Annotated in this window: 7 protein-coding genes; all 7 read right to left on the bottom strand. The window is 71.1% G+C overall.

What is annotated here, in order from left to right; genetic code table 11:
* Nucleotides 1–8 precede the first annotated feature (8 nt).
* Entirely contained in the window at nt 9–1340 is a 1332-nt protein-coding gene (gene entS, locus TFU_RS09165) for an enterobactin transporter EntS (protein WP_011292285.1), read from the bottom strand.
* 91 nt (nt 1341–1431) lie between these two features.
* Entirely contained in the window at nt 1432–1845 is a 414-nt protein-coding gene (panD, locus tag TFU_RS09170; RefSeq protein WP_011292286.1) for an aspartate 1-decarboxylase, read from the bottom strand.
* A gap of 170 nt (nt 1846–2015) precedes the next feature.
* Nucleotides 2016–2240: an MbtH family protein gene (locus tag TFU_RS09175; RefSeq protein WP_011292287.1), complete on the bottom strand. Its 225-nt coding sequence runs from the start codon at nt 2238–2240 to the stop codon at nt 2016–2018.
* 61 nt (nt 2241–2301) lie between these two features.
* A complete protein-coding gene (locus TFU_RS09180) occupies nt 2302–3276 on the bottom strand; it encodes an ABC transporter substrate-binding protein (protein ID WP_041428105.1) in 975 nt (324 codons plus the stop codon).
* Between the two features lie 114 nt (nt 3277–3390).
* Complete coding sequence (locus tag TFU_RS09185; RefSeq protein ID WP_011292289.1) at nt 3391–7425, bottom strand: non-ribosomal peptide synthetase; 4035 nt, start codon at nt 7423–7425, stop codon at nt 3391–3393.
* A gap of 24 nt (nt 7426–7449) precedes the next feature.
* On the bottom strand, nt 7450–10674 hold the full coding sequence (locus tag TFU_RS09190; RefSeq protein WP_011292290.1) for a non-ribosomal peptide synthetase: 3225 nt from the start codon (nt 10672–10674) through the stop codon (nt 7450–7452).
* On the bottom strand, nt 10671–21560 hold the full coding sequence (locus tag TFU_RS09195; RefSeq protein WP_011292291.1) for a non-ribosomal peptide synthetase: 10890 nt from the start codon (nt 21558–21560) through the stop codon (nt 10671–10673). Before TFU_RS09195 ends, TFU_RS09190 begins: the two co-directional genes overlap by 4 nt.
* Between the last annotated feature and the right edge of the window lie 7 nt (nt 21561–21567).

Consider the following 21567-nt stretch of genomic DNA (forward strand, 5'->3'; position numbering starts at 1 on the left):
GCACTCCTCTACTCGGTTGGTGCGGGAGCAGCCCCCCGTGGCCGCTCCTGGCGGGGTTGGTGGCCGGCGACCGGTTCGTTCGCGGAATCGCCGGAGTCGTCGGAAACGACCAGTACTTGGGCAGTGCGCAAACGGGGGAAGACGAGGGCGAGCGCGGCGACTGACAGCACGGTGAGGACACCCCCCGCGGCGATGGTGGCGGCCACGCCGAGCAGCGGGGCCAGGGCGCCCAGGGCAAGCGCCCCCCCGGAGTCGCCGACCGTGGCCTGAGCAGTCCATAGGCTGTTGACCCGGCCGCGCAGGTCGGCAGGCGTATGGGACTGCACGAGGGCGTACCGGAGGATCTCTTCACTGACCTGGGCGTAGCCCAGGAGGACGAGGAAAGCGAACGCTATCGGGAGCGCCGGGCTGAGCCCGAGGCCGAGTACGGCGAGGCCGCAGAGCCCGACTGCGCCGATCAGCACCGTGCCGGTACGGCGGAGGTGGCCGGTCCAGCCGCTGGTGAGGGAGCCGAGCAGTGCGCCCAGCGCCGGAGCGGTGTAGAGCAGGCCGACCGTGGCGGGGCCGCCCCCCAGCACGGTGTCGGTGAACTCGTTGATGAGCACCTGGGGGGAGGCGAACAGGAGCTGCGCGAAGCCGAGGAGCAGCAGCGGGCCGACGACCCGGTGGTGGAGCGCGAAGCGGGTCCCGGTGCGGACCGACTGCAGCACCGATTCCCTTTGGCGGTCGCCGTCCGGTTCGAGGCGCGGCAGCCGCCAGACGAGGACCGTGGTCACCAGCGACAGTGCTGCGGTGAGTGCGTAGTTGCCGCCGATTCCGGCAGCGGCGATGAGGGCCCCGCCCAGAGCGGGGGCCAGGACCGCCCCGAGTTCCCCGTTGAGGGCGAGGAGCGCTCCGGCTGCGGGCAGCTTGTCGCGGGGGACGAACCCGGGGGCCGCCGCCTGCAGCGCGACCGCGCTGAAGGAGCCGAAGAACCCGATGAACAGGGCCGAGGCGTGGATGACCCACAGCAGGGGTTGGTCGAAGAGGAAGCTGTTGGCCGCGAGCACGGTGTAGCCCACCACCGCGGAGGCGCGACCGACGACGATGAGGCGGCGCCGGTCGCCCCGGTCCGCGAGGACCCCGCCGACGAGGGTTCCACCCAGCACGGAGACAGCGTTGGCGGTGTGGACCGTGGCGACGAGGAACGACGAACCGGTGAGCTGGTAGACCTGGGTGGGCAGGGCGACCGCGGCGAATCCCAGTCCGAAGATCGAGACGATCCTGGCGACGAAGACGATGCGGAATTCCCGGCTGATGCGCAGCGGGGTGACGTCGATCATCAGTCGGGTGAGTTTCACGGCGTCCTCACGGATCGGCGACAACAACCCCACGGGTTGTTACTTAGGCAAGGCATACCTTAACACCACCGAGCCGTGTCGCCGCGCACTTTTAGGGGAGAAGCGCCCCCGATTTCTGGTCGCTTCCGGGGACCGGCTCAGCCAGGTCGTCGCCCAGGGCGACGATGCGGTTGTTGGCGTCCACGTGCACCACGTGGGGCCGGTGGGTGGCACGCTCAGCCTCGGTGAGCTGCACATACGAAATGATGATCACCAGGTCTCCCGGCGCTACGAGGCGGGCGGCGGCCCCGTTGATTCCGATGACACCGCTGCCGCGCTCCCCGGTCAGCACGTAGGTGACCAACCGGTGCCCGTTCGTGATGTTGACCACGTGGACCTGTTCGCCGTCGACGAGGTTGGCCGCGTCCATCAGATCGGCGTCGATGGTGATGGAACCGACGTAGTGCAGGTCCGCGTGGGTGACCGTGGCCCGGTGGATCTTTCCGTTGAGCATGGTGCGCAGCACCGTAGACCTCCCTTTGCGGTCGTCGGGTCTGTCCCCGGGCGGGTTGTTCGCCCGAGTGATCCGTTGTCGACGCCCAGGGTAGGCGGATCGCCTCCCGAACCGTGACAGCGGGCTCTTGGTGGGGCGCGCGGCGCTTGGCCGCGCGCCGGGCTGCCGACCGCACGCGGGGCTCACCCCGCCGTGCTGTGCGCCTCCATCGCCTCACGGAGGCTGCGCGGACGCAGGTCGGTCCAGTGGGTGTTGATGTAGTCCAGGGCTGCGGCGCGGGACGTCGGCCCGAAGACGGTACGCCACCCTTGGGGAACCTCAGCGAACTCGGGCCACAGGGAGTACTGGTCTTCGTCGTTGACCAGGACCAGGAAGACTCCTTCATCGTCGTCGAACGGGTTGGTCATCGGTGGTGCTCCTTCCTCGGGGAGGCGGTGCCCGCCGAGGTCCGGCGGGCACCGGAGGGGGTCATAGGCCCTTGAGGACCTCTTCGATCTGGTCGAGGACGATGTTGGCTTGGGCGTAGGTGCGGGCCGCGCTGTAGCGCAGGGGGTGGACCTGGCCGGCTTCCACCGCGGGCAGGCTCTGCCACAGCTTCTGCTCGAGCAGCGCCTCGGTGAACGGGTCGGGGTTCTCCTGGGCGTCGGTCTCGTAGAAGATGACGTCAGCGTCGGAGAGTTCGTCGATCTCCTCGTAGGAGTAGAAGGCAGCGAAGTTCTCCCCCGCCGGCTGCTGCGCCTTGCTCTGCTTCGCACCGAGCGTGTGGAGGATCTCCCCGCCCCAGGCGTTGGTGTTGACCACGGCGAATTCGCCGTCCACGCCGAAGACCAGCGCGAAGGTGGTGTCGGCCAACTGGTCGGCGTAGGCGGTGGAGATCTCCTCGACCCGCTCTTCGAAGCGCTGCTGTTCGGCTTCGGCCCGCTCCCCGTCGCCGACGACCCGCGACAGTTCGAGCGTCATGTTGCGCAGCCCGGAGCCCGCACCGTCGAAGTCGAAGAAGACGGTGGGGGCGATCTTCTCGAGGTCTTCGCGGATGCCGACGTACTCGTCGTGGCTCTCCACGCGGACCCCGCCGATGATCAGGTCGGGCTGGGCCTCCGCGATGGCCTCCATGTTGATCTCCAGGCTCGCCGACTGCACGACCGGGTAGGTGGAGAGCTGCTCGAATTCTTCAGCGGTGTAGAGGGTGGCTACTGGTTCGATCACACCGACAGGCTCGATCCCGGCTTCCAGCACGACCTCGGTGCCGAATTCCAGGGCGACGATGCGTTGCGGGTCAGCGGGGATCTCGACGGTCCCGTAGTCCGTTTCGACGGTGACCGTGTCGCCCTGTGCGGGGGTGTCCGCTGCCTCCTGCGCATCACCGCAGGCGGTCAGGGTGAGGCTGAGGGCGAGGGCGCCTGCGCCGAGGACAAGTCCGCTTCGGAGGGCTTTCTGCTGCACTCTTGATCGCTTTCTTCGTGTCGGTGGCCAGTGTCCTACAACCACGATTAAGTTAGGCAAGCCTTGCCTAAGTGAACGGTAGAGGGTGGTGGAGGGCTTTCCCAACCCCATCGGCTAGCTGTGTCCGGATCGTGATGTTGGGGGAAGCGGGCGGTGACTGGCCGCGGCCTCGGCCCGCCGCACCCCCTCAGCGAGGAGCGGGCCGATCACCGCCAGCGCCGCCGGTCCGACCAGGTCGTTGTGTCCGCAGTCGACTTCGTGGTCGACCACCTCGCCGGTGACGTACCGGCGCCACAGGTGCGCACCGATCCCGCTGTGCGGGTCACGGTCCGCCGCGGCCGTGAAGAAATGCAGGTCGCCGTCGTAGACGCGGTAGCGCGCCCGGTACATGACTTCCATGGTGAACGCGCGGGCCCGCACCACCCGGTCGATGACCTCCGCGTCGAACCCCGCCCACACTCCCCCGCTGTCACGCAGGAACTCCACCACCTGCTCGCGCCGGTACGGCTTGGTCAGCCAGCTCGGCAGTTCCCGTTGAGAGCTCGACAGCAGGAACTCGAGCGCCTCCTGTTCCGCTTCCTCAGTAGTCGGGACTCCCCCGGCCGCCAGCACTTCGGGGGTATCCGTGGGATAGGTGTCAAGCAGTGCCAGGAACGGCACCTGCTCCCCTTCGGCTTGCAGACGGGTCGCCAAAGCGTGCGCGACCTGGCCCCCGAACGACCAGCCCACCAGGTAGTAGGGGCCGCGGGGCTGCACCCGGCGGACGTGCCGGGCATACAGGTCGACCAGTTCCTCCATGGAGCCGGGGACCTGCTCGCCGCGCAATCCGGGAAACTGGACGCCGATCAGAGGGTGCTCACGGTCCACGAACGGCGCCAGCGCAGCATAGGACCAGGCGAACCCGCTCGCCGGGTGGAAGCAGAACAGTGGAGGCTTCCGCCCGCCTTCGCGGAGGCGCAGCACAGTAGCCAACAGGTCGTCGCGGCGCCCGGTGTCCACGTATTCGCGGAGCTGGGCGACCGTGGGAGCCGCCAACAGGGTGCCCACCCCCACGCGCACCCCCACGTGCTTGCGGAGACGCGCGGCCAGGCGCATCGCCAACAGTGAATGCCCGCCCAGCTCGTAGAAGTCGTCGTCGATACTGACCTGGTCGACGTTGAGGACCGCGGCGACATGCTCGCACAGGGCGCGCTCCAACTCGTCGCGCGGGGCGCGTCCGCCGCGTTCCGGGAGCGCAGGCGCGGGCAGTGCGGCACGGTCGAGCTTGCCGTTGACCGTCAGCGGCAGCCGGTCGAGCTCCACCAGGTGGGCGGGGAGCATCGCCGCCGGCACCAGGTCCGCTAGGGTGCGGCGCAGCGCTGCCGGGTCGATGCGCGCCCCCGCGGCAGGCACCACATAGCCGACCAGTTGCGCCCGTCCAGGAGTGTCCTCCCGGACAACCACCGCGGCCTGCGCCACCTCCGGCTGCTCCTCCAGCACGGCGGTGATCTCCGCGGGTTCGACGCGCACCCCGCGGATTTTCACCTGGTCGTCGACCCGGCCCAGGTAGTCGAGGTGGCCGTCCGGCCGCCACCGCACCAGGTCCCCGGTGCGGTACATGCGGGACCCCGGCGGCCCGAACGGGTTGGCGACGAACCGCTCCGCGGTCAGATCAGCCCGGCCGATATAGCCGCGGGCCAGTCCGACGCCGGACACGTACAACTCGCCGGGGGTGCCGGGCGGGACCGGGCGCAGCGCAGAATCCAGGACGTACACCTGGGTGTTAGCGATCGGTCCGCCAACCGTGGGGGTCGCACTGTCTGCGGTGCCGCCGCCGAGCGTGTTGATGGTGTACTCGGTCGGCCCGTACAGGTTGTAGCCGAGGACCCCCTCCGCGCCGCGCAATGCCTGCCACACCGTGTCGCTGACCGCTTCCCCGCCAAGCAGCACCAGGGACGGCCGGTACTGGTCCGGGTCGAGCAGTCCGTCCTCGATGAGCTGCCCGCAGTAGGAGGGGGTGACGTTGATGACGTCGATCGAGTGGCGGCGGCAGTAGTCGACGAGCCGGTCCGAGTCGCGGCGCAGCTCCTCGTCGAGCAGGTGGACTTCGTGGCCGTCCACCAGCCACAGCAGCTCCTCCCACGACATGTCGAAGGAGAACGACACCGTGTGCGCGATGCGCAGCACCCGGCCGCCGAGGGAGTCCACCACCGGGCCGAAAATCGTCTCACGGTGGTTGACCAGCATGTTCACCAGGCCGCGGCCCGTGATCTGCACGCCTTTGGGCCGCCCGGTGGACCCGGAGGTGAAGATCGTGTAGGCGAGGTGGTCGCCGCGCAGCGGACGCGGCCGGTCCGCGTCGGTGGGGTCGGTGTCCGCCATCCGGGCCAGCTCGTCCCGGATGGCGGGATCGTCGAGGAGGAGCAGCGGCCCGCTGTCGGCGGGAAGGTGGCCCCGGGCAGCCGTGGTGGTAACGGTGAGCGCCGGAGCGGCGTCGGCAAGCATCACGCGGAGCCGCCCCGCCGGATACTCCAAATCCAGCGGCACATAAGCGCCGCCCGCTTTGAGCACCGCGAACAGGGTGACCACCCAGTCACTGGAGCGGGGCAGCGCGATCGCCACCGGGGTTTCCGGGCCCACGCCGCGGGCGAGCAGCAGCCGGGCAAGCCGATTGGCGCGCGCGTTGAGCTCCGCGAACGTCAGCGTCGCGTCGCGGGCGACCAGCGCGGTGCGGTGCGGCCAGGCCCGCGCCGACTGCTCAAACAGGTCCATCAGACTCTGCTCGGGAAGGTCGCGTGCGGTGTCGCCGTGCGCTGCCGCAAGCGCGGCGCGTTCCCGGTCAGACAGCACTTCCAGGGCGGCCACCGGCTGGCCGGGTACCGCGGTGACCTGCTCCAACAGCCGCAGGAACCGGTCGACCAGGGCGTGGGCGGTCCCCGAGTCGACGAGGTCGCCGCGGTAGGCGAGGCTGAGCCGGAACTCCTCCCCCGGCTGGGCGACGAACGTCAGCGGATAGTGGGTGGCGTCGAAGCCGGTAACCGACTCCAAGCCGGTGGCTTCTCGGATGCGCTGGTAGCCCTCGTCGTCGTAGGGCAGGTTGCGCAGCACGTAGAGGGTGTCGAAGAGGCGGCGGCCGCCGAGCGCGCGCTGGATGTCGGCCAGCCCCACGTAGTGGTACGGCAGCAGGTCGGCCTGTTCCGCTTGGACGCGGTGGAGCAGCGCCGCCACAGACTCGCCGGGGCGGATCCGCACCCGCACCGGAACCGTGTTGAAGAACACGCCGACGATCGACTCCACCCCGTCGATCTCGGGTGGGCGGCCAGAGACGGTACTGCCGAAGACGATGTCGTCCGCGCCGGTGTGGCTGCGCAGCACCAGGCTCCACACGGTCATCACCACGGTGTTGACCGTGACCCCGATCCGGCGTGCCAGCGCAGTGAGCCGGTCCAGGAGAGGCCGGGCGACCACCGTGTCCACGGTGTGCGGCATGACCGTCCCGGATGTGCCGTCCTCGGCGGGGGCGACCAGGGTGCCTTCGGTGAGGTCGCCGAGAGCGTGCCGCCACGCGTTGAGCGCGGCCGCCTGGTCCTGGCGGCGCAACCACACCAGGTAGTCCCGGTAGGGGCGGGACGGCGGCAGCACGGAAGCGTCACCGCCGTTGCGGTACACCTCCATCAGTTCGGCGTTGTACAGCTCACCGGACCAGCCGTCCATGACGATGTGGTGGAAGGTGAGCACAAGCACGTCCCGCTCCCCCGGCAGACGCACGAGGACGTGGCGGACCAGCGGGGGCCGGGTCAAGTCGAACCGGCGTTCCCGCTGCTCCACGCGGATCCGCTCCAGGCGGCGCTGGGCTTCGGCGGCATCCAGGTGGGACAGGTCGACTTCCCGCCAGGCGGCGCGGAGCTGCCGGGGAATGAACTGGACGGGGCGTTCCACGCCCTCGTACCAGATTCCGGCGCGCAGCGCCGGGTGGCGGCGCAGCAGGGCGTCCGCGGCGGCCCGCAGCGCGGCCGCGTCGACCCGGCGGGAGAACGTGAAAATGTTCTGGACGGTGTAGACGTCGAGCTGCCACTCGTCGACGGTGGCGTGGTAGAGCAGCCCTTCTTGGAGGGGGGTGAGCGGGAGGACCTCGTGGATCTCCCGGGAACCCGCGGCTGCGGTGGTCATGGTGGTACTCCTCAACGGTCGGGCCTAGTCCTGTTCGCGCCACGTCTGGGCGAGTTCAGCGAACTCGTCGGGGGTGATGAGGTCGGAGAAGTCGTCCTCCTCCGGCGTCTCCTCCGAGGCGGGAGGTTCAGCTTCGGACGGTGGGGTCGTGGGGACGGCGTCGGCGAGCCGCTCCGGGGTGCGGTAGGTGAACACGTCGCGCACGGTGAGGTGGATTCCTTCGCGGACGAGCCGGCCGACGAGCCGCAGTGAAGAGACGCTGTCCCCACCGAGTGCGAAGAAGTCCGCGTCCGCGCTGACCTCGGCCATCCCCAGCACCTCGGCGAACGCCGCGCACAGGGCGTGCTCGAGGGGGGTGCGGGGGGCGCGCCTGGAGACGGGGCCCGGGTCAGGGTCGGGCAGCGCGTCCCGGCGGAGTTTGCCGTTCACGGTGAGCGGCAGCGCGTCCACCACCACGAACGCGGCGGGCACCCATGCCGCGGGCAGGCGGTCGGCAAGCCCGCGGCGGACCTCGTCCACGTCAGGCGGGGAGCCGTCGGGGACGAGGTAGCCGACCAGGCGGAGCCCGCCGGCAGGGGCAGGGCGGGCGGCGACCGCGGCGTCCGCAACCCCGGGCTGAGCGCGGAGCACCGCCTCCACTTCACCGGGCTCCACGCGCACCCCGTTGATCTTCACTTGGTCGTCGACCCGGCCGAGGTATTCCACGGCCCCATCAGCGCGGCGGCGCACCAGGTCACCGGTGCGGTAGAGGCGGGAGCCGGGCGGGCCGAACGGGTTGGCGACGAACCGGGACGCGGTCATGCCGGGGCGGCCGACATAGCCGCGCGCGAGCTGCACCCCGCCCAGGTACAGTTCGCCGACGGCCCCGGTCGGCAAAGGCCGCAGGGACGAGTCGAGGACGTACAGTTCCGTGTTCCACACGGGACGGCCGATCGGCACCGGGTCGCGGACCGGCTCCGTGCCCGCCCCGCACACCGGGTGGGAGGTCACGTCGACGGCGGCTTCGGTGGGACCGTACAGGTTGTCCAGGCGCGCCTGGGGCAGGGTGCGCGCCCAAGCGCGGGCCAGGTCGGCGTCGAGCGCTTCCCCGCTCACGATGACCTGCCGCAGCGCGGTAGCGCGGCGGGCCGTGGGCTCGTTGAGGAAGACGCGCAGCAGGGACGGCACGAAATGGCAGACCGTCACCTTGTGCTCGGCGAACAAAGCGGCCAGGTAGGCGGGGTCGCGGTGGCCGCCTGGGCGGGCCACGACCAGGGTGGCTCCGGTGATCAGCGGCCAGAAGAACTCCCACACCGACACGTCGAAGCCGACAGGGGTTTTCTGGGCGACCCGGTCCTCGGGGGTGAGCCGGTAGGTGTGCTGCATCCACTGCAACCGGTTGGCGATCGCCCGGTGCGCGACCCCCACGCCCTTAGGCTCGCCGGTGGATCCGGACGTGAAGATGGTGTAGGCGAGCTGGTCGGGGTGGACGTCCCGGGTCGGCAGCGGCTCGAGTCCGGCCAGGCGGTCCCGGGTCGCAGCGTCGTCCACCACGACAGTGCCGGGCAGCCGGTCACCGAGGCGCGGCAGGGCCCCCTGGCAGGTGACGACGGTGCCGGCGCGGGCCCGCTCCACCATGGCAGCCAGCCGGGCCGGGGGATGGTCCACGTCCAGCGGCAGGTAGGCGGCCCCCGCACGCAGCACGCCCAGCAGCGCGATGACCAGGTCCGCGGAGCGGGGCAGCGCCACCGCCACCACGTCCCCTGGGGCTACGCCGCGTTCCGCGAGCAGCGCGGCGAGCCGTCCCGCCCGGTCGTGCACTTCACGGTAGGTGAGCCGGATGCCGTCGGCGATGAGCGCCACCCGGTCGGCGTGGGTGTGCGCGGCCGCGTCCACGAGCGCGGTGAGAGTGTGCTCGGCGAGCGGGTGCCTCGTGGCGTTGTGCGCGGCGAGCGCAGCCCGCTCCGCGTCGCCGAGCAGGTCGAATGCGCACAGCGGCCGCTCGCTGTCGTCCACCAGCTGGGTGAGGACGCGGACAACGAGGTCGAGGACGGCCTCGGCGTCCGCGGCGGAGAACTGGTCGGGGTCGTAGTCGACGCAGAGGGTGATGTCCTCTTCGGGAAGCACCACCAGCACCAGCGGGTAGTGGGTGGCGTCGCGCACTGTGACGCCGGTGACGCGCATGCCCGCGTGGTCGGCGGCGTGCCGGGAACGGTCGACCGGGAAGTTCTCCACCACAAGGAGGGTGTCGAAGAGGGTTGCCGTGCCGGCGGCACGCTGCACCGCGCTGAGCCCGAGGGCATGGTGGTCGACCAGGGCTGCCTGCTCGGTGTGGATCCGCCGTAGGAGGGCCGCGGCTGTTTCGGCTACCCCCAGCCGGACCCGTACCGGAAGCGTGTTGGTGAACAGTCCGATCATCGCCTCGGAGCCAGGCACGTCAGGGGTGCGTCCGGAGACAGGTTGACCGAAGACCACGTCGGTGCTCCCGGTGCGCGTGGCCAGGGCGATCGCCCACGCGGCTTGGAACACGGTGTTGGGGGTGACCCGGTGGGCTCGGGCCGCGTCCCGCAGCCTGGCGCCGAGCGCTGCGGGAAGCACCCGGGTCGTCCGGCGGGGCGGCCGAGCCGTCCCGGAACGTCCCGGAGCGACCAGGCACGGTCCCGGCAGGTCCGCGAGCGCGGTGCGCCACGCATCCGCCGCGGCATCCCGGTCCAAGCGGGCCAGCCAGGCCAGGTAGTCCCGGTAGGAGGGGGCGGGCGGCAGCGCGGCGGTGTCGCCGTCCGCCGCGTACAGCGTGCACAGTTCGGTGATGAGCAGTGGGAGCGACCAGCCGTCCAGCAGGATGTGGTGGGCGGTCACGACGAGGACGTGCTCGGTGTAGCCGCGGACGAGAAGGAATCGGAGGAGCGGCGGCGCGGCCAGGTCGAACCGGTGGGCGAGTTCGCGTTCCGCGAGCGGCTCCGCGGCGGCCGCGGGGTCCCCCTCGGCCCGGGTCTCCTCCCACGCCACGTCGACGTCGGCGGGCACGAACTGGACAGGCTGGTCCAGGCCTTCGTGGGCGAATCCGGCACGCAGGTTGGGGTAGCGCTGCAGGAGTGCGCGGGCGGCACGCCGCAGCCGGGCGGTATCGATCCGGCCGTGCAGGGCCACCCGGCACTGCAGGGCGTAGACGTCCCCGTCGGCTCCGGTCAGCGCGTGGTGGAAGAGCAGCCCTTCTTGGAGGGGGCCAAGGGGGAGCACCTCGCTGATTCCGCTGGGTCGCTGAGTCAACGCCGTTTCCTCCACAGTGATTCGAGCTGGGCGAGCTGGTTGGCGTCGAGGGAGACCAGCGGTTCCTCCGGTGCGGGGGCGGCAGGTCCCTCCTCGGTGACGGGCTGGGCGACCGCGGCGAGGTCAGCGACCACGGGGTGGCGGAAGACGTGGCGGGCGCTGATCTCCCATCCGGCACTGCGGGCCCTGTGGACGAGGCGCAGGGTGAGGACGCTGTCGCCGCCGAGCGCGAAGAAGTCGGCGTCGGCTCCCACCTTGTCCAAGCCGAGGACTTCGGCGTAGACGGCGCACAGCGCGGCCTCCGCCTCGGTTGCGGGTTCGCGGACCGGCGCGGCGTTGTCGGCCGTGGGCGTGGGGTCGGGGAGGGCTTTGCGGTCGATCTTGCCGTTGGCGGTCAGCGGGAACTCGTCCACCACCACGAACGCCGACGGCACCATGTAGGCGGGCAGGGTCTCAGCGAGTGCGGTCCGCAACTCCCTGGGGGTGACCAGGCGTTCGGCTACCACATAACCGACGAGCCGCTGGTGGTTTCCGCTGTCGTTACGGGCCACCACCACTGCTTGGGAGATCCCGTCGATACGGGCGAGCGCGGTTTCGATCTCCCCGAGTTCGACGCGAAAACCGCGAATCTTGACCTGAAAGTCGGCACGACCCAGGAAATCCAACCGCCCATCCGATCGCCACCGCACCACATCCCCCGTGCGATACATGCGAGACCCGGGCGGACCATACGGATCAGCAACAAACCGCTGCGCAGTCAAATCGAACCGGCCGTGGTAGCCCCACGCCACCCCCTCACCAGCGATATACAGCTCCCCCGCCACACCTGGCGGCACCAGACGCAACCCCGCATCCAGCACATACACCCGCGTATTCGCCATCGGCACGCCAATGGTGACGGGGGCGCCGCTGCGTACCCGGTCGGCGGTCGACCAGATCGTCGTCTCCGTCGGCCCATACACGTTGGTGACCTCCACCGCCCGTTCCGCCAGGGTCTCGGCGAGGGTGGCGGGGAGCGCTTCCCCACCGACGAGGACACGCAGCCCGTGCAGCGCGTGGGGTGCGGTGTCGGCGAGCATCTGCCACAGCGTGGGGGTGGCCTGCATGACGGTGGGACGCTCGGCCGCGATGAGGTCGGCTAGCGCGGCCGGGTCGCGGACAGTGTCGGGAGCGGCGAGCACCACGGTGGCTCCGGCGAGGAGCGGCAGGTACAGCTCCAACGCGGAAATGTCGAAACTCACCGTGGTCACCGCAAGCCAAGAATCCTCGGGCCCCATAGGCACCCGCTCAGCCATATCGGTGAGGAAGTTCGCCAGATTACGGTGCGACACCACCACACCCTTAGGCCGCCCCGTCGACCCAGACGTGTACAAGATGTACGCCGCCCCATCCACGGTGGCCGACGGCACTGCTGTGCCGGGTTCGGGACGCAGGTCCGGGTCGTCGACGCAGATCCGTGCGGTGTCCTGCGGCAGGGTCGGCTCCAGCGTTGCTGTGGTGACCACGGTGACGGCGCCCGAGTCGGTGAGCATGAAGGCGAGACGCTCCGCCGGGAAATCCGGATCCAACGGCACATAGACCGCACCAACACGCTGCACAGCCAACAGCGCAGCCACCAGCTCCGGAACCCGCGGCAGCAACACCGCCACCACCTGACCAGGCCGCACCCCACCCGCAACCAGCAGACCAGCCAGTCGCTCCACCTCAGCATCCAACCGGGCATACGACCACACGGCCCCACCACAGCGCACCGCCACCGCCCCCGGCACACGCCGCGCCCACTCAGCCACCGCCCGATCCGGACGCACCGCCGTCACCGGCCGCCCCGTCGCATTCCACTCAGACACCAACCGGCGACGTTCTGCCCCCGACACCACCTCCACCCCAGCAACCGGACGACACGGGTCCGCGCAGGCGTGCTCCAACACGGTGCGGAGGCGCGCCACCAGCTGTTCCGCGCTGTCATGGTCGAACAGGTCGGCCGCATAGTTGAGGGCGATGTGGGCTCCGCCGTGCCCGTCCTCGATAAACGCGAACTCCAAGTCGAATTTGGCGGTGTCCAGCGGGACTTCAACGAGCCGGGTGGCCGCGCCGAACAGGCGGTCCACATCCGAAGGGCGACGCTGGTAGGAGACCATCGTCTGGAACAGCGGGTGGCGGCTGACCGCCCGGGGCGGTTTCACCGTGTCGACTACCGCGTCGAACGGCGCGTCGGCGCGGGCGAACGCTTCCAGGTCGACGGCACGGACCCGGTCCAGCAGGTCGGCGAAAGTAGGGTTGCCGGACAGGTTCACGCGCAACACCAGCGTGTTGAGGAAGAAGCCGACAGTGTCGTGGACGGCTTCGTCGGCGCGGTCGGCGACCGGGCTGCCCAACGGGATGTCGTCGCCGGCGCCCAGACGGTGCAAGAGCACGGCGACAGCGGCCTGGACCACCATGAAGACGGTGACGCCGTGCTGGGCGGCGAGGCGGCGCACAGCTTCGACCAGTTCAGGGGGGAGTTCGGCACGCGCTAGGCCGCCGCGGTGGCTTGCTGTCGCCGGCCGGGGCCGGTCGGTGGGCAGGTCCAGTTCGTCGGGCAGGTCCTGCAGGGCGTGCTGCCAGTAGTCGAGTTGGCGGCGCAGCGGACTGGCGGGGTCGGTGGCCTCGCCCAACCAGTCGTGCAGCGTGGCCGCGTAGTCGCTGTACTGGGCGGGCAGCGGCTCCCAGTCGGGGGCGCGTCCCGCGGCCCGCGCCCGGTAGGCGGTGTCCAGGTCGCGCAGCAGCGGCGCGAAAGACCACTCGTCTGCGGCAATGTGGTGGCAGACGAGGAGCAGCACACAGCCGTCGACCTGTTCCCCGGTGATCATGCGGACTCGCAGGGGGATCTGGGTGGCGAGGTCGAAGGGCTGGGCGGTGAGTTCGGCGAGCAGGTCCGCCACCGGCCCTGCGGCCTGAACTTCCGCGACGTCGACCGCGGCGTCCTCGGGGGCGAGGAGAACCGGGTCGGGGCCGTCGTCGCTGCTGCGTACGAGGGTGCGCAGCACCTCGTGGCGGGCCACGAGGTCGCGGACTGCGGCGCGGAGAACATCGAGGTCGAGCCGGTCGGAGACGTGGACGGCGAGCGGCACGTTGTAGGCGCCGCGGGTCTGGTAGACCTGCTCGATGAGCCAGAGCCGCCGCTGGAAGTGGGAGAGGACAGGTGGGGCGTCTGGGCCGCGGCGGGTCACGGCGGGCCGCCGTCCGGTCTGTGTGGTGAGGCGGGCGGCAAGCGCGGCCGGGGTAGGTGCTTCGAACAGGTCGCGGACCCCGACGTCGACGCCGAGGAGGGCGCGGAGCCGGGCGACGACACGCAGTGAGAGCAGGGAGTGGCCGCCGAGCGCGAAGAAGTCAGCGTCCGCGGTGACGTCGGACCGGTCGAGGACAGCCGCGAAGACCTGGCAGACGATCTCCTCGTAGGCGGTGACCGGGTCCCGTCCGGCCGGGCCGTCCCCTGCTGCGGGCGCGGGGTCGGGGAGGGCTTTGCGGTCGATCTTGCCGTTGGCGGTCAGCGGGAACTCGTCCACCACCACGAACGCCGACGGCACCATATAGGCGGGCAGAACCGCGGCGAGCTTCTCCCGGATCTCGGCCGTGCCGGGCGCCGCTGCCCCGGCTGGGACGAGGTAGGCGACGAGCCGCTGGTGGTTTCCGCTGTCGTTACGGGCCACCACCACTGCTTGGGAGATCCCGTCGATACGGGCGAGCGCGGTTTCGATCTCCCCGAGTTCGACGCGAAAACCGCGGATCTTGACCTGAAAGTCGGCACGACCCAGGAAATCCAACCGCCCATCCGATCGCCACCGCACCACATCCCCCGTGCGATACATGCGAGACCCGGGCGGACCATACGGATCAGCAACAAACCGCTGCGCAGTCAAATCGAACCGGCCGTGGTAGCCCCACGCCACCCCCTCACCAGCGATATACAGCTCCCCCGCCACACCTGGCGGCACCAGACGCAACCCCGCATCCAGCACATACACCCGCGTATTCGCCATCGGCACGCCAATGGTGACGGGGGCGCCGCTGCGTACCCGGTCGGCGGTCGACCAGATCGTCGTCTCCGTCGGCCCATACACGTTGTGGACGACGGCTGCCCGGCTGGCGAGCACGTCCGCCAGCGGTACGGGCAGCGCCTCGCCTCCCACGAAGATCCGCAACCCGTTGAGCACGTCCGGATCCTCGTCGGCGAGCATCTGCCACAGCGTGGGGGTGGCCTGCATGATCGTGGGCTGGCTGGCGCGCATGACCGCGGCGAGTTCCCGCGGATCGCGCACCGTGGCGGCGTCCACGAGGGTGATCGTCGCTCCGGCGAGGAGCGGCAGGTACAGCTCCAACGCGGAAATGTCGAAACTCACCGTGGTCACCGCAAGCCAAGAATCCTGCGGCCCCATAGGCACCCGCTCAGCCATATCGGTGAGGAAGTTCGCCAGATTACGGTGCGACACCACCACACCCTTAGGCCGCCCCGTCGACCCAGACGTGTACAAGATGTACGCCGCCCCATCCGGGCCGTCCCAGGCCGGTGCCGGAGTGTCGGGGGCAGCGGGTGCTGTATCGTCAAGGAGGATTCGGCCCACTCCCGCGGGTACTGCCGCCTCGAGTCCGCGAGTGGTGACCACGGTGACGGCGCCCGAGTCGGTGAGCATGAAGGCGAGACGCTCCGCCGGGAAATCCGGATCCAACGGCACATAGACCGCACCAACACGCTGCACAGCCAACAGCGCAGCCACCAGCTCCGGAACCCGCGGCAGCAACACCGCCACCACCTGACCAGGCCGCACCCCACCCGCAACCAGCAGACCAGCCAGTCGCTCCACCTCAGCATCCAACCGGGCATACGACCACACGGCCCCACCACAGCGCACCGCCACCGCCCCCGGCACACGCCGCGCCCACTCAGCCACCGCCCGATCCGGACGCACCGCCGTCACCGGCCGCCCCGTCGCATTCCACTCCCCGAGCATGCGGGACTGTTCTGCCTCCGCGGCTACGCCCACGGTGCCGACGCGGGCCCCCGGATCCGTGGCGATGCGGGTGAGGAGGTCGCGGAAGCGGTCCAGGAGCGCGTGGGCCTGCGCGGAGTCGACCGCGTCGGGGCGGTGGCACAACCGCAGTTGCAGGCGCGGTCCGGGAAACACGTTGACGGAGACCGGATAGTGGGTGGTGTCGGTGACGTCGACGTCGCGCAGCCGCACGCCCGCGTATTCTTCGTCGGCCACCGCGTCCCGGTACGGGAAGTTCTCGAAGACGAGGAGGGTGTCGAAGAGCGGTGCGGTACCGGTGAGCTCCTGCAGCCGGGTGAGGCCGACATGGTGATGTTCGGCGAGCGCGGCCTGTCGACGCTGCAGGTCGATGAGGAGGTCGGCGATGCTCCGGGCCGGGTGGGCGCGGAGCCGTACCGCGATGGTGTTGATGAACAGGCCGAGGATGTCGTCGACCCCGTCGAGTTCGGCGGGCCGCCCGGAGACGGTGACCCCGAAGACGACGTCGTCGCGCCCGGTGAGCCCGGCCAGCAGCAGGCCCCATGCTGTTTGGACGAGGACTCCGACGGTCACGCCGAGGGAACGGGCGGTCTCGGTGAGTCGGGCGGTCTCCTCCTCACTGAGTTCAGCGAAGAGTTCCTGCTGGGCTCCGTCACCGCCGTAGGGGTCGGCGTCGGGGGCGAGCAGGGACGGTCCGGGCAGGTCGGCGAGTTCCGCCCGCCAGGCGCGGTCCGCGGCTGCCAGGTCCCGGTCGGCCAGCCACACCAGGTAGTCGCGGAAGGTGGCCGTGGGCGGCGGGCTGGTGGGGTTGGCGTACAGGGTGAACAGCTCCCGCAGGAAGAGCGGGGTGGACCAGCCGTCGAGCAGGGTGTGGTGGTCGGTGACCACGAGCCGGTGGTGGTCCGGGGCCAGGCGGATGAGGACGAAGCGGATCAGGGGCGGACGGGCGAGGTCGAAAGGGGTGTCCCGTTCTTCGGCGCGTAGTTGCGCGCAGCAGGCCTCCTGGGCTGCCGCGTCCTGTCCGGACAGGTCGACGATGCGCCAGCGGAGCGCCACCTCAGCGGGGACGAACTGGACAGTGTCGGTGCCGTCGCTCCAGAAGCCGACGCGCAGCGACGGGTGCCGGTCGAGGAGGGCAGCAGCGGCATCCCGCAGCCGGTCCGCGTCCAACAGCCCGGTAATGTCCGTGCACGACTGGGTGGTGTAGGCGTCGCGGCCGCCGCTGTAGAGGCTGTGGAAGACTAGCCCGGCTTGGAGCGGTGTGGGCGGCCACAGGTCGACGATCCGCGGGTTGGCGACGTCGGCGTGCTCCGCCCAGTCGCGGGCGATCCGGGTGATGCGCTCCTGGTCGACGGCGACGAGCGGCACGTCGGAGGGGGTGAGGGTGCACACGCCGGGGGTGGCGGCGTAGGTGGTGAGGCTGCGCAGCGCCGCGGTGAACTCTTCGGCGAGGAAAGCCACGTCGGCGGTGTCGTGGACGCCTTCGGCCCACCGCCAGGTGACCGCCAGCTGGGGGCCGCGGGCAGTGTCGCGGGCGGCGATACCGACTTCCAAACCGCAGGTGAGCGGCTGGTCGGGGTCTTCGTCGAGCAGCAGGTCCGCCACCTCTGGGGCGGTCTGCCAGGGCTCGTCGTGGGAGGCGCCGAACCGGCCCAGGTAGTTGAAGAGGATGTCGGAGCGGGCCGCATGCGCGAGAGCAGGCGCGGTCTCGGGGTTGAGGCGGCGCAGCAGGCCGTAGCCGAGGCCGTCGCCGGGTACGGCGCGCAGGGTCTCCTTGACGCGGGCGAGGGCCGCTCCGACGTCGGCGGCCTGGTCGCGGGTGAGCGCCAACCGGACCGGGTGGGCGCTGGTGAACCAGCCGACGGTGCGGGTGGTGTCGGCGGGTTCGGCCAGCTCGTAGCGTCCGTGTCCTTCGACGTCGACGAGCACGCCGCTGTCGGCGTGGCCGTGCCGTGCCCGCAGCCGGGCGGCAGCCACGGCCAGGGCGGTGAGCAGCAGTTCGTCAACGCCCATGCCCAGGGCGGGACCGGTGTCGGTGAGCACAGCGGCCGACAGGTCGGGGTCGACAGTCCACTCCATGCTGCGGCGCGTAGCTACCGTGTCGCCTGCGTTGAGGGGTCTCATGCCGAGCGGCTGGTGGGTGGCGGGGTCGACGGTCCGCTGCCAGTAGTCGAGTTCCGCGACGCGTGCGGCGCGGCGCGCTTCCGCGGCGAGCAGGCGGGTCCAACGGCGCAGCGAGGTTCCGGCCGGGGCGAGGGCCGGGGGGTGTCCTTGGGCTCGGGCTGTCACAGCGGCACGCAGGTCGGGGCCGAGGATCCGCCAGGAGACCCCGTCGACCACGAAATGGTGGATGCGCAGCAGCAGCCGCCCGGTGCGGTGCGCACCCCGGTCGAACCAGACCGCGGCCAGGGTGCGGCCTTGGGCCAGGTCGATTCGGTCAGCGGCGCGCGCGTTCTCCCGGGCCACTGCTGCGGCCAGGTCGGTGTCGGTCCACTCGGCGGCATCCACCCGGCGCAGCAGACCGGAGGGGACCGTGTCAGGCGGGGCGACCTGCAGGGCGGTGCCGGTGGCGTGCAGCCGCAGCGCGTCGTGGTGGCGGACGAGGTCGCCCAGGGCGGCGGCGAGGACCTCTTCGCTGAGGCCGGGCGGGGTGCACAGGACCTGCGACTGGGCGAACCGCGCGGGGGGCACGCCCTGGTCGAGCAGGTCAGCCATGAGAGGGGTGGGCTGCAGGTCGCCGACAGGATCGTCGTCCGGCTCAGCGGCAGAATGCCCGGTGAGGGGGGTGGCGGCCGCGGCGAGCCGGGCCACGGTGGGCCGGTCGAAGACGTCGCGCACCCGCAGCGCCAGTCCGGCGGCCCGGGCCCGGTTGACCAGTTGGATCGCGGTGATGCTGTCCCCGCCGAGCCGGAAGAAGTCGTCGTGGACTCCCACGGTCGGCACGCCGAGGACGTAGGCGAAGATGTCCGCCAAGGTCTGCTGCCGGGGGGTGGCGGGCGCATCGTGGCTGCCGGCGCTCTCCACTCCCGGGTCGGGCAGGGCGGCCCGGTCCAGTTTCCCGTTGGGGGTCACCGGAAGGTCGCTGGTGAACACGACCGCCGCGGGCACCATAGCGTCGGGCAGGTGTTCGGCGAGGTGGGCGCGGAGCTGGTCGGGGGTGAGGGTGACCCCCTGGTGGAGCACCACGTGGGCGCTGAGCCGCACCGATCCGGAGGCAGCGGTGTGGGCGGCGACCGCGCAGCGGGCCACCGCGGGATGGGTTTCCGCGACTGCTTCGATTTCCTCTACTTCGACGCGGAATCCGCGGACCTGGAGCTGGGTGTCGACGCGGCCGAGGTATTCGAGCTGGCCGTCAGCGCGCTGCCGCACCCGGTCCCCGGTGCGGTACATGCGGCTGCCGGGCGGACCGTACGGATCGGCAACGAACCGGTCCGCGGTCTGGTCGGGGCGGCCCAGGTAGCCTCGCGCGACCTGGACGCCGGCCAGGTAGAGTTCGCCGGCCACCCCGACCGGCACCGGCTGCAGCGCGTCGTCGAGGATGCGGACGGCCACGCCGGGGACGGGTCGGCCCACGGTAGGGGTGTCGCTGTCTGCCACGGACGCCACGAGCGCGTCCACCGTGTTCTCGGTGGGCCCGTAGCAGTTGACGGCGCGGGTGGCGGGGAGGGAGCGCAGGCGGCGCCACAGGTCCTCGGGGCAGGCTTCCCCACCGAAGCTGAGGAGGTGCGGCAGGTGCCACACCTGCCCGGAGTCGAGCAGGCCGCGCAGGTAGGTGGGGGTGAAGTCGAGGTAGTCGATGCGGTGGGCGGAGATGTAGGCGCCGAGGCGGGCGTAGTCGTAGATGTAGTCGTCGCCGAGCAGGTGGAGTTCGTGGCCGTAGAGCAGGCCGAGCAACTGGTCCCAGGACGCGTCGAAACCGAACGACCCGGTGTGGCCGACCCGCAGGCGCTGCGCGGCCGTACCGTCGAACAGGACGTGGCGGTGGGCGGCGACCAGGTTGGCGAGGGCCCGGTGAGGGACGACGACGCCCTTAGGCTTCCCCGTGGTTCCGGAGGTGTAGATGAGGTAGGCCGCGTTGTCGGGGTGCGGCAGGGGCAGCGGTTCGCTGGTCGTGGGGGTTTCCGCGAGGCGGGTGCGCACCTGGGGGTCGGCGAGGTCGATGCGGTGCGCGTCCCCGAAGTCCGGGAGGGGCGCGCCGAAGTCCGGTGCGGTCACCGCCACCACCGGACGGGTGTCGGCGACGATGGCGGCGAGCCGCTCCACGGGGTGGGCCGGGTCCAGGTACACGTAGGCGCCGCCGGCGCGCAGCACCGCGAACAAGGCGACGAGCACGTCCAGGGTGCGGGGCAGGGCGAGCGCCACGATCCGCTCCGGGCCGACCCCGTGTGCGCGCAGGAGCCGGGCCAGCCGGTCGACGCGGTCGAGGAACTCGGCCCGGGTCACACTGCGGCCGTCGGCAACCACGGCGACAGCGTCCGGGTCGTCTGCAGCGAGCTGGTCGAGCAGGCTGGGGATGAGCGGGGGGTGCTCGTCGACCGGTGGTGCAGCGGGCCCGGCCGCGGTGGCGCCGGTGTAGTCGAGGCGTGCCACAGGAGTGTGGGCCGGGGCCGCAGCGGCCGCGTCGAGCAGGCGGACGATCTCGGCGAGTCGAGCTTGGACGTCTGCGGGATCGTAGCGGCGGTCGTTGGCGTTGGCTTCCAGGGTGAGGCCGCCGTGCGGGGCGCGGTAGACCGAGAGAGCCAGATCGTCGACGGGCCCCTCGGACAGGGTCACCGTGGTAGCGGAAACCCCGTCGAAGGACAGGTCGTAGTCGAACAGTTTGATGTTGATCTCAGGGCCGAACAGCGGGCGGTCCGTGCCGACCAGGGCGAGGTCGCGGCGCAGCCATTCAGCGCGGTAGCGCTGGTGGGCGCGCAGGTCGCGGAGCGCGGCCGCGGTGGCGGCGACAACCTGTTCCACCGTGTCCCCGGGGCGGACGTGCACCCGCAGCGGCAGCACGTTGACCACCATGGCGGGGGTGCGCAGCGCGGCCCGGCCGAGCCGCCCCATGACCGGGATGCCGAGGACTACGTCGCGGTGCCCGGTCATCCGGGACAGGTAGGCGGCAGAGCTGGCGATCACGGTGTCCGCCCAGGTGGCCCCGGTGCGCTCCCCCAGTTCGGTGAGCCCGGTGAGAACGTCGGCGGCCACGTCGGCCCGTGCCCGCAGCACCCCGGCGTAGGGCGCCTGCGGGCGGGAGGACAGCAGGGCTGTGGGGTAGCCGTCGCCGAGCAGTCCGGTCCAGTAGGCGCGGTCGGCCGCGCACTGTTCGGAGGCGGCGTAGGCGGTTTCGTCGGCGACGATGTCGGCGAGGCTGCCGAACCGGGACGGCGGCGGTTCCTGGCCGCGTCCCAGGGCGGTGTAGACGTCGGCGACCCGCCGGGCGAGCAGGGTGACCGCGTAGGCGTCGACGAGGATGTGGTGGTAGCGCTGGTACCAGTACCAGCGGCGTTCCCCTACCCGCAGGAGGGCGTAGCGGACGAGCGGCTCGTCCGTGTCGAACCGGACCGGGTGCGCCATGTCGCGGCGCATCCACGCGGCGGCGGCGTGCCGCGGGTCGGCTTCCGCGGTGAGGTCGTGGACCTCCACCACTCCCGCACCGTCGGCACGGATCTCCTGCACGGCGGTGTCGCCCCGGGCCACCGGGCGGGACCGCAGCGTTTCGCTGTCCCGGACGACGCTCTCCACGGCACGGATGAACCGGTCGACGTCGAGGTCGGCGGGGATGTCGGTGTATTGGCCGACGTTGAACACGGGGCTGTCCGGCACGATCTGCTGGGCGTACCAGACTCCGGCCTGTGCGTCGGTGAGAGGCAGCCGAGTGGTGGAGGTGTCCGACATCAGTTAC

It is taken from the genome of Thermobifida fusca YX (genome assembly GCF_000012405.1).
Lineage (GTDB): Bacteria > Actinomycetota > Actinomycetes > Streptosporangiales > Streptosporangiaceae > Thermobifida > Thermobifida fusca.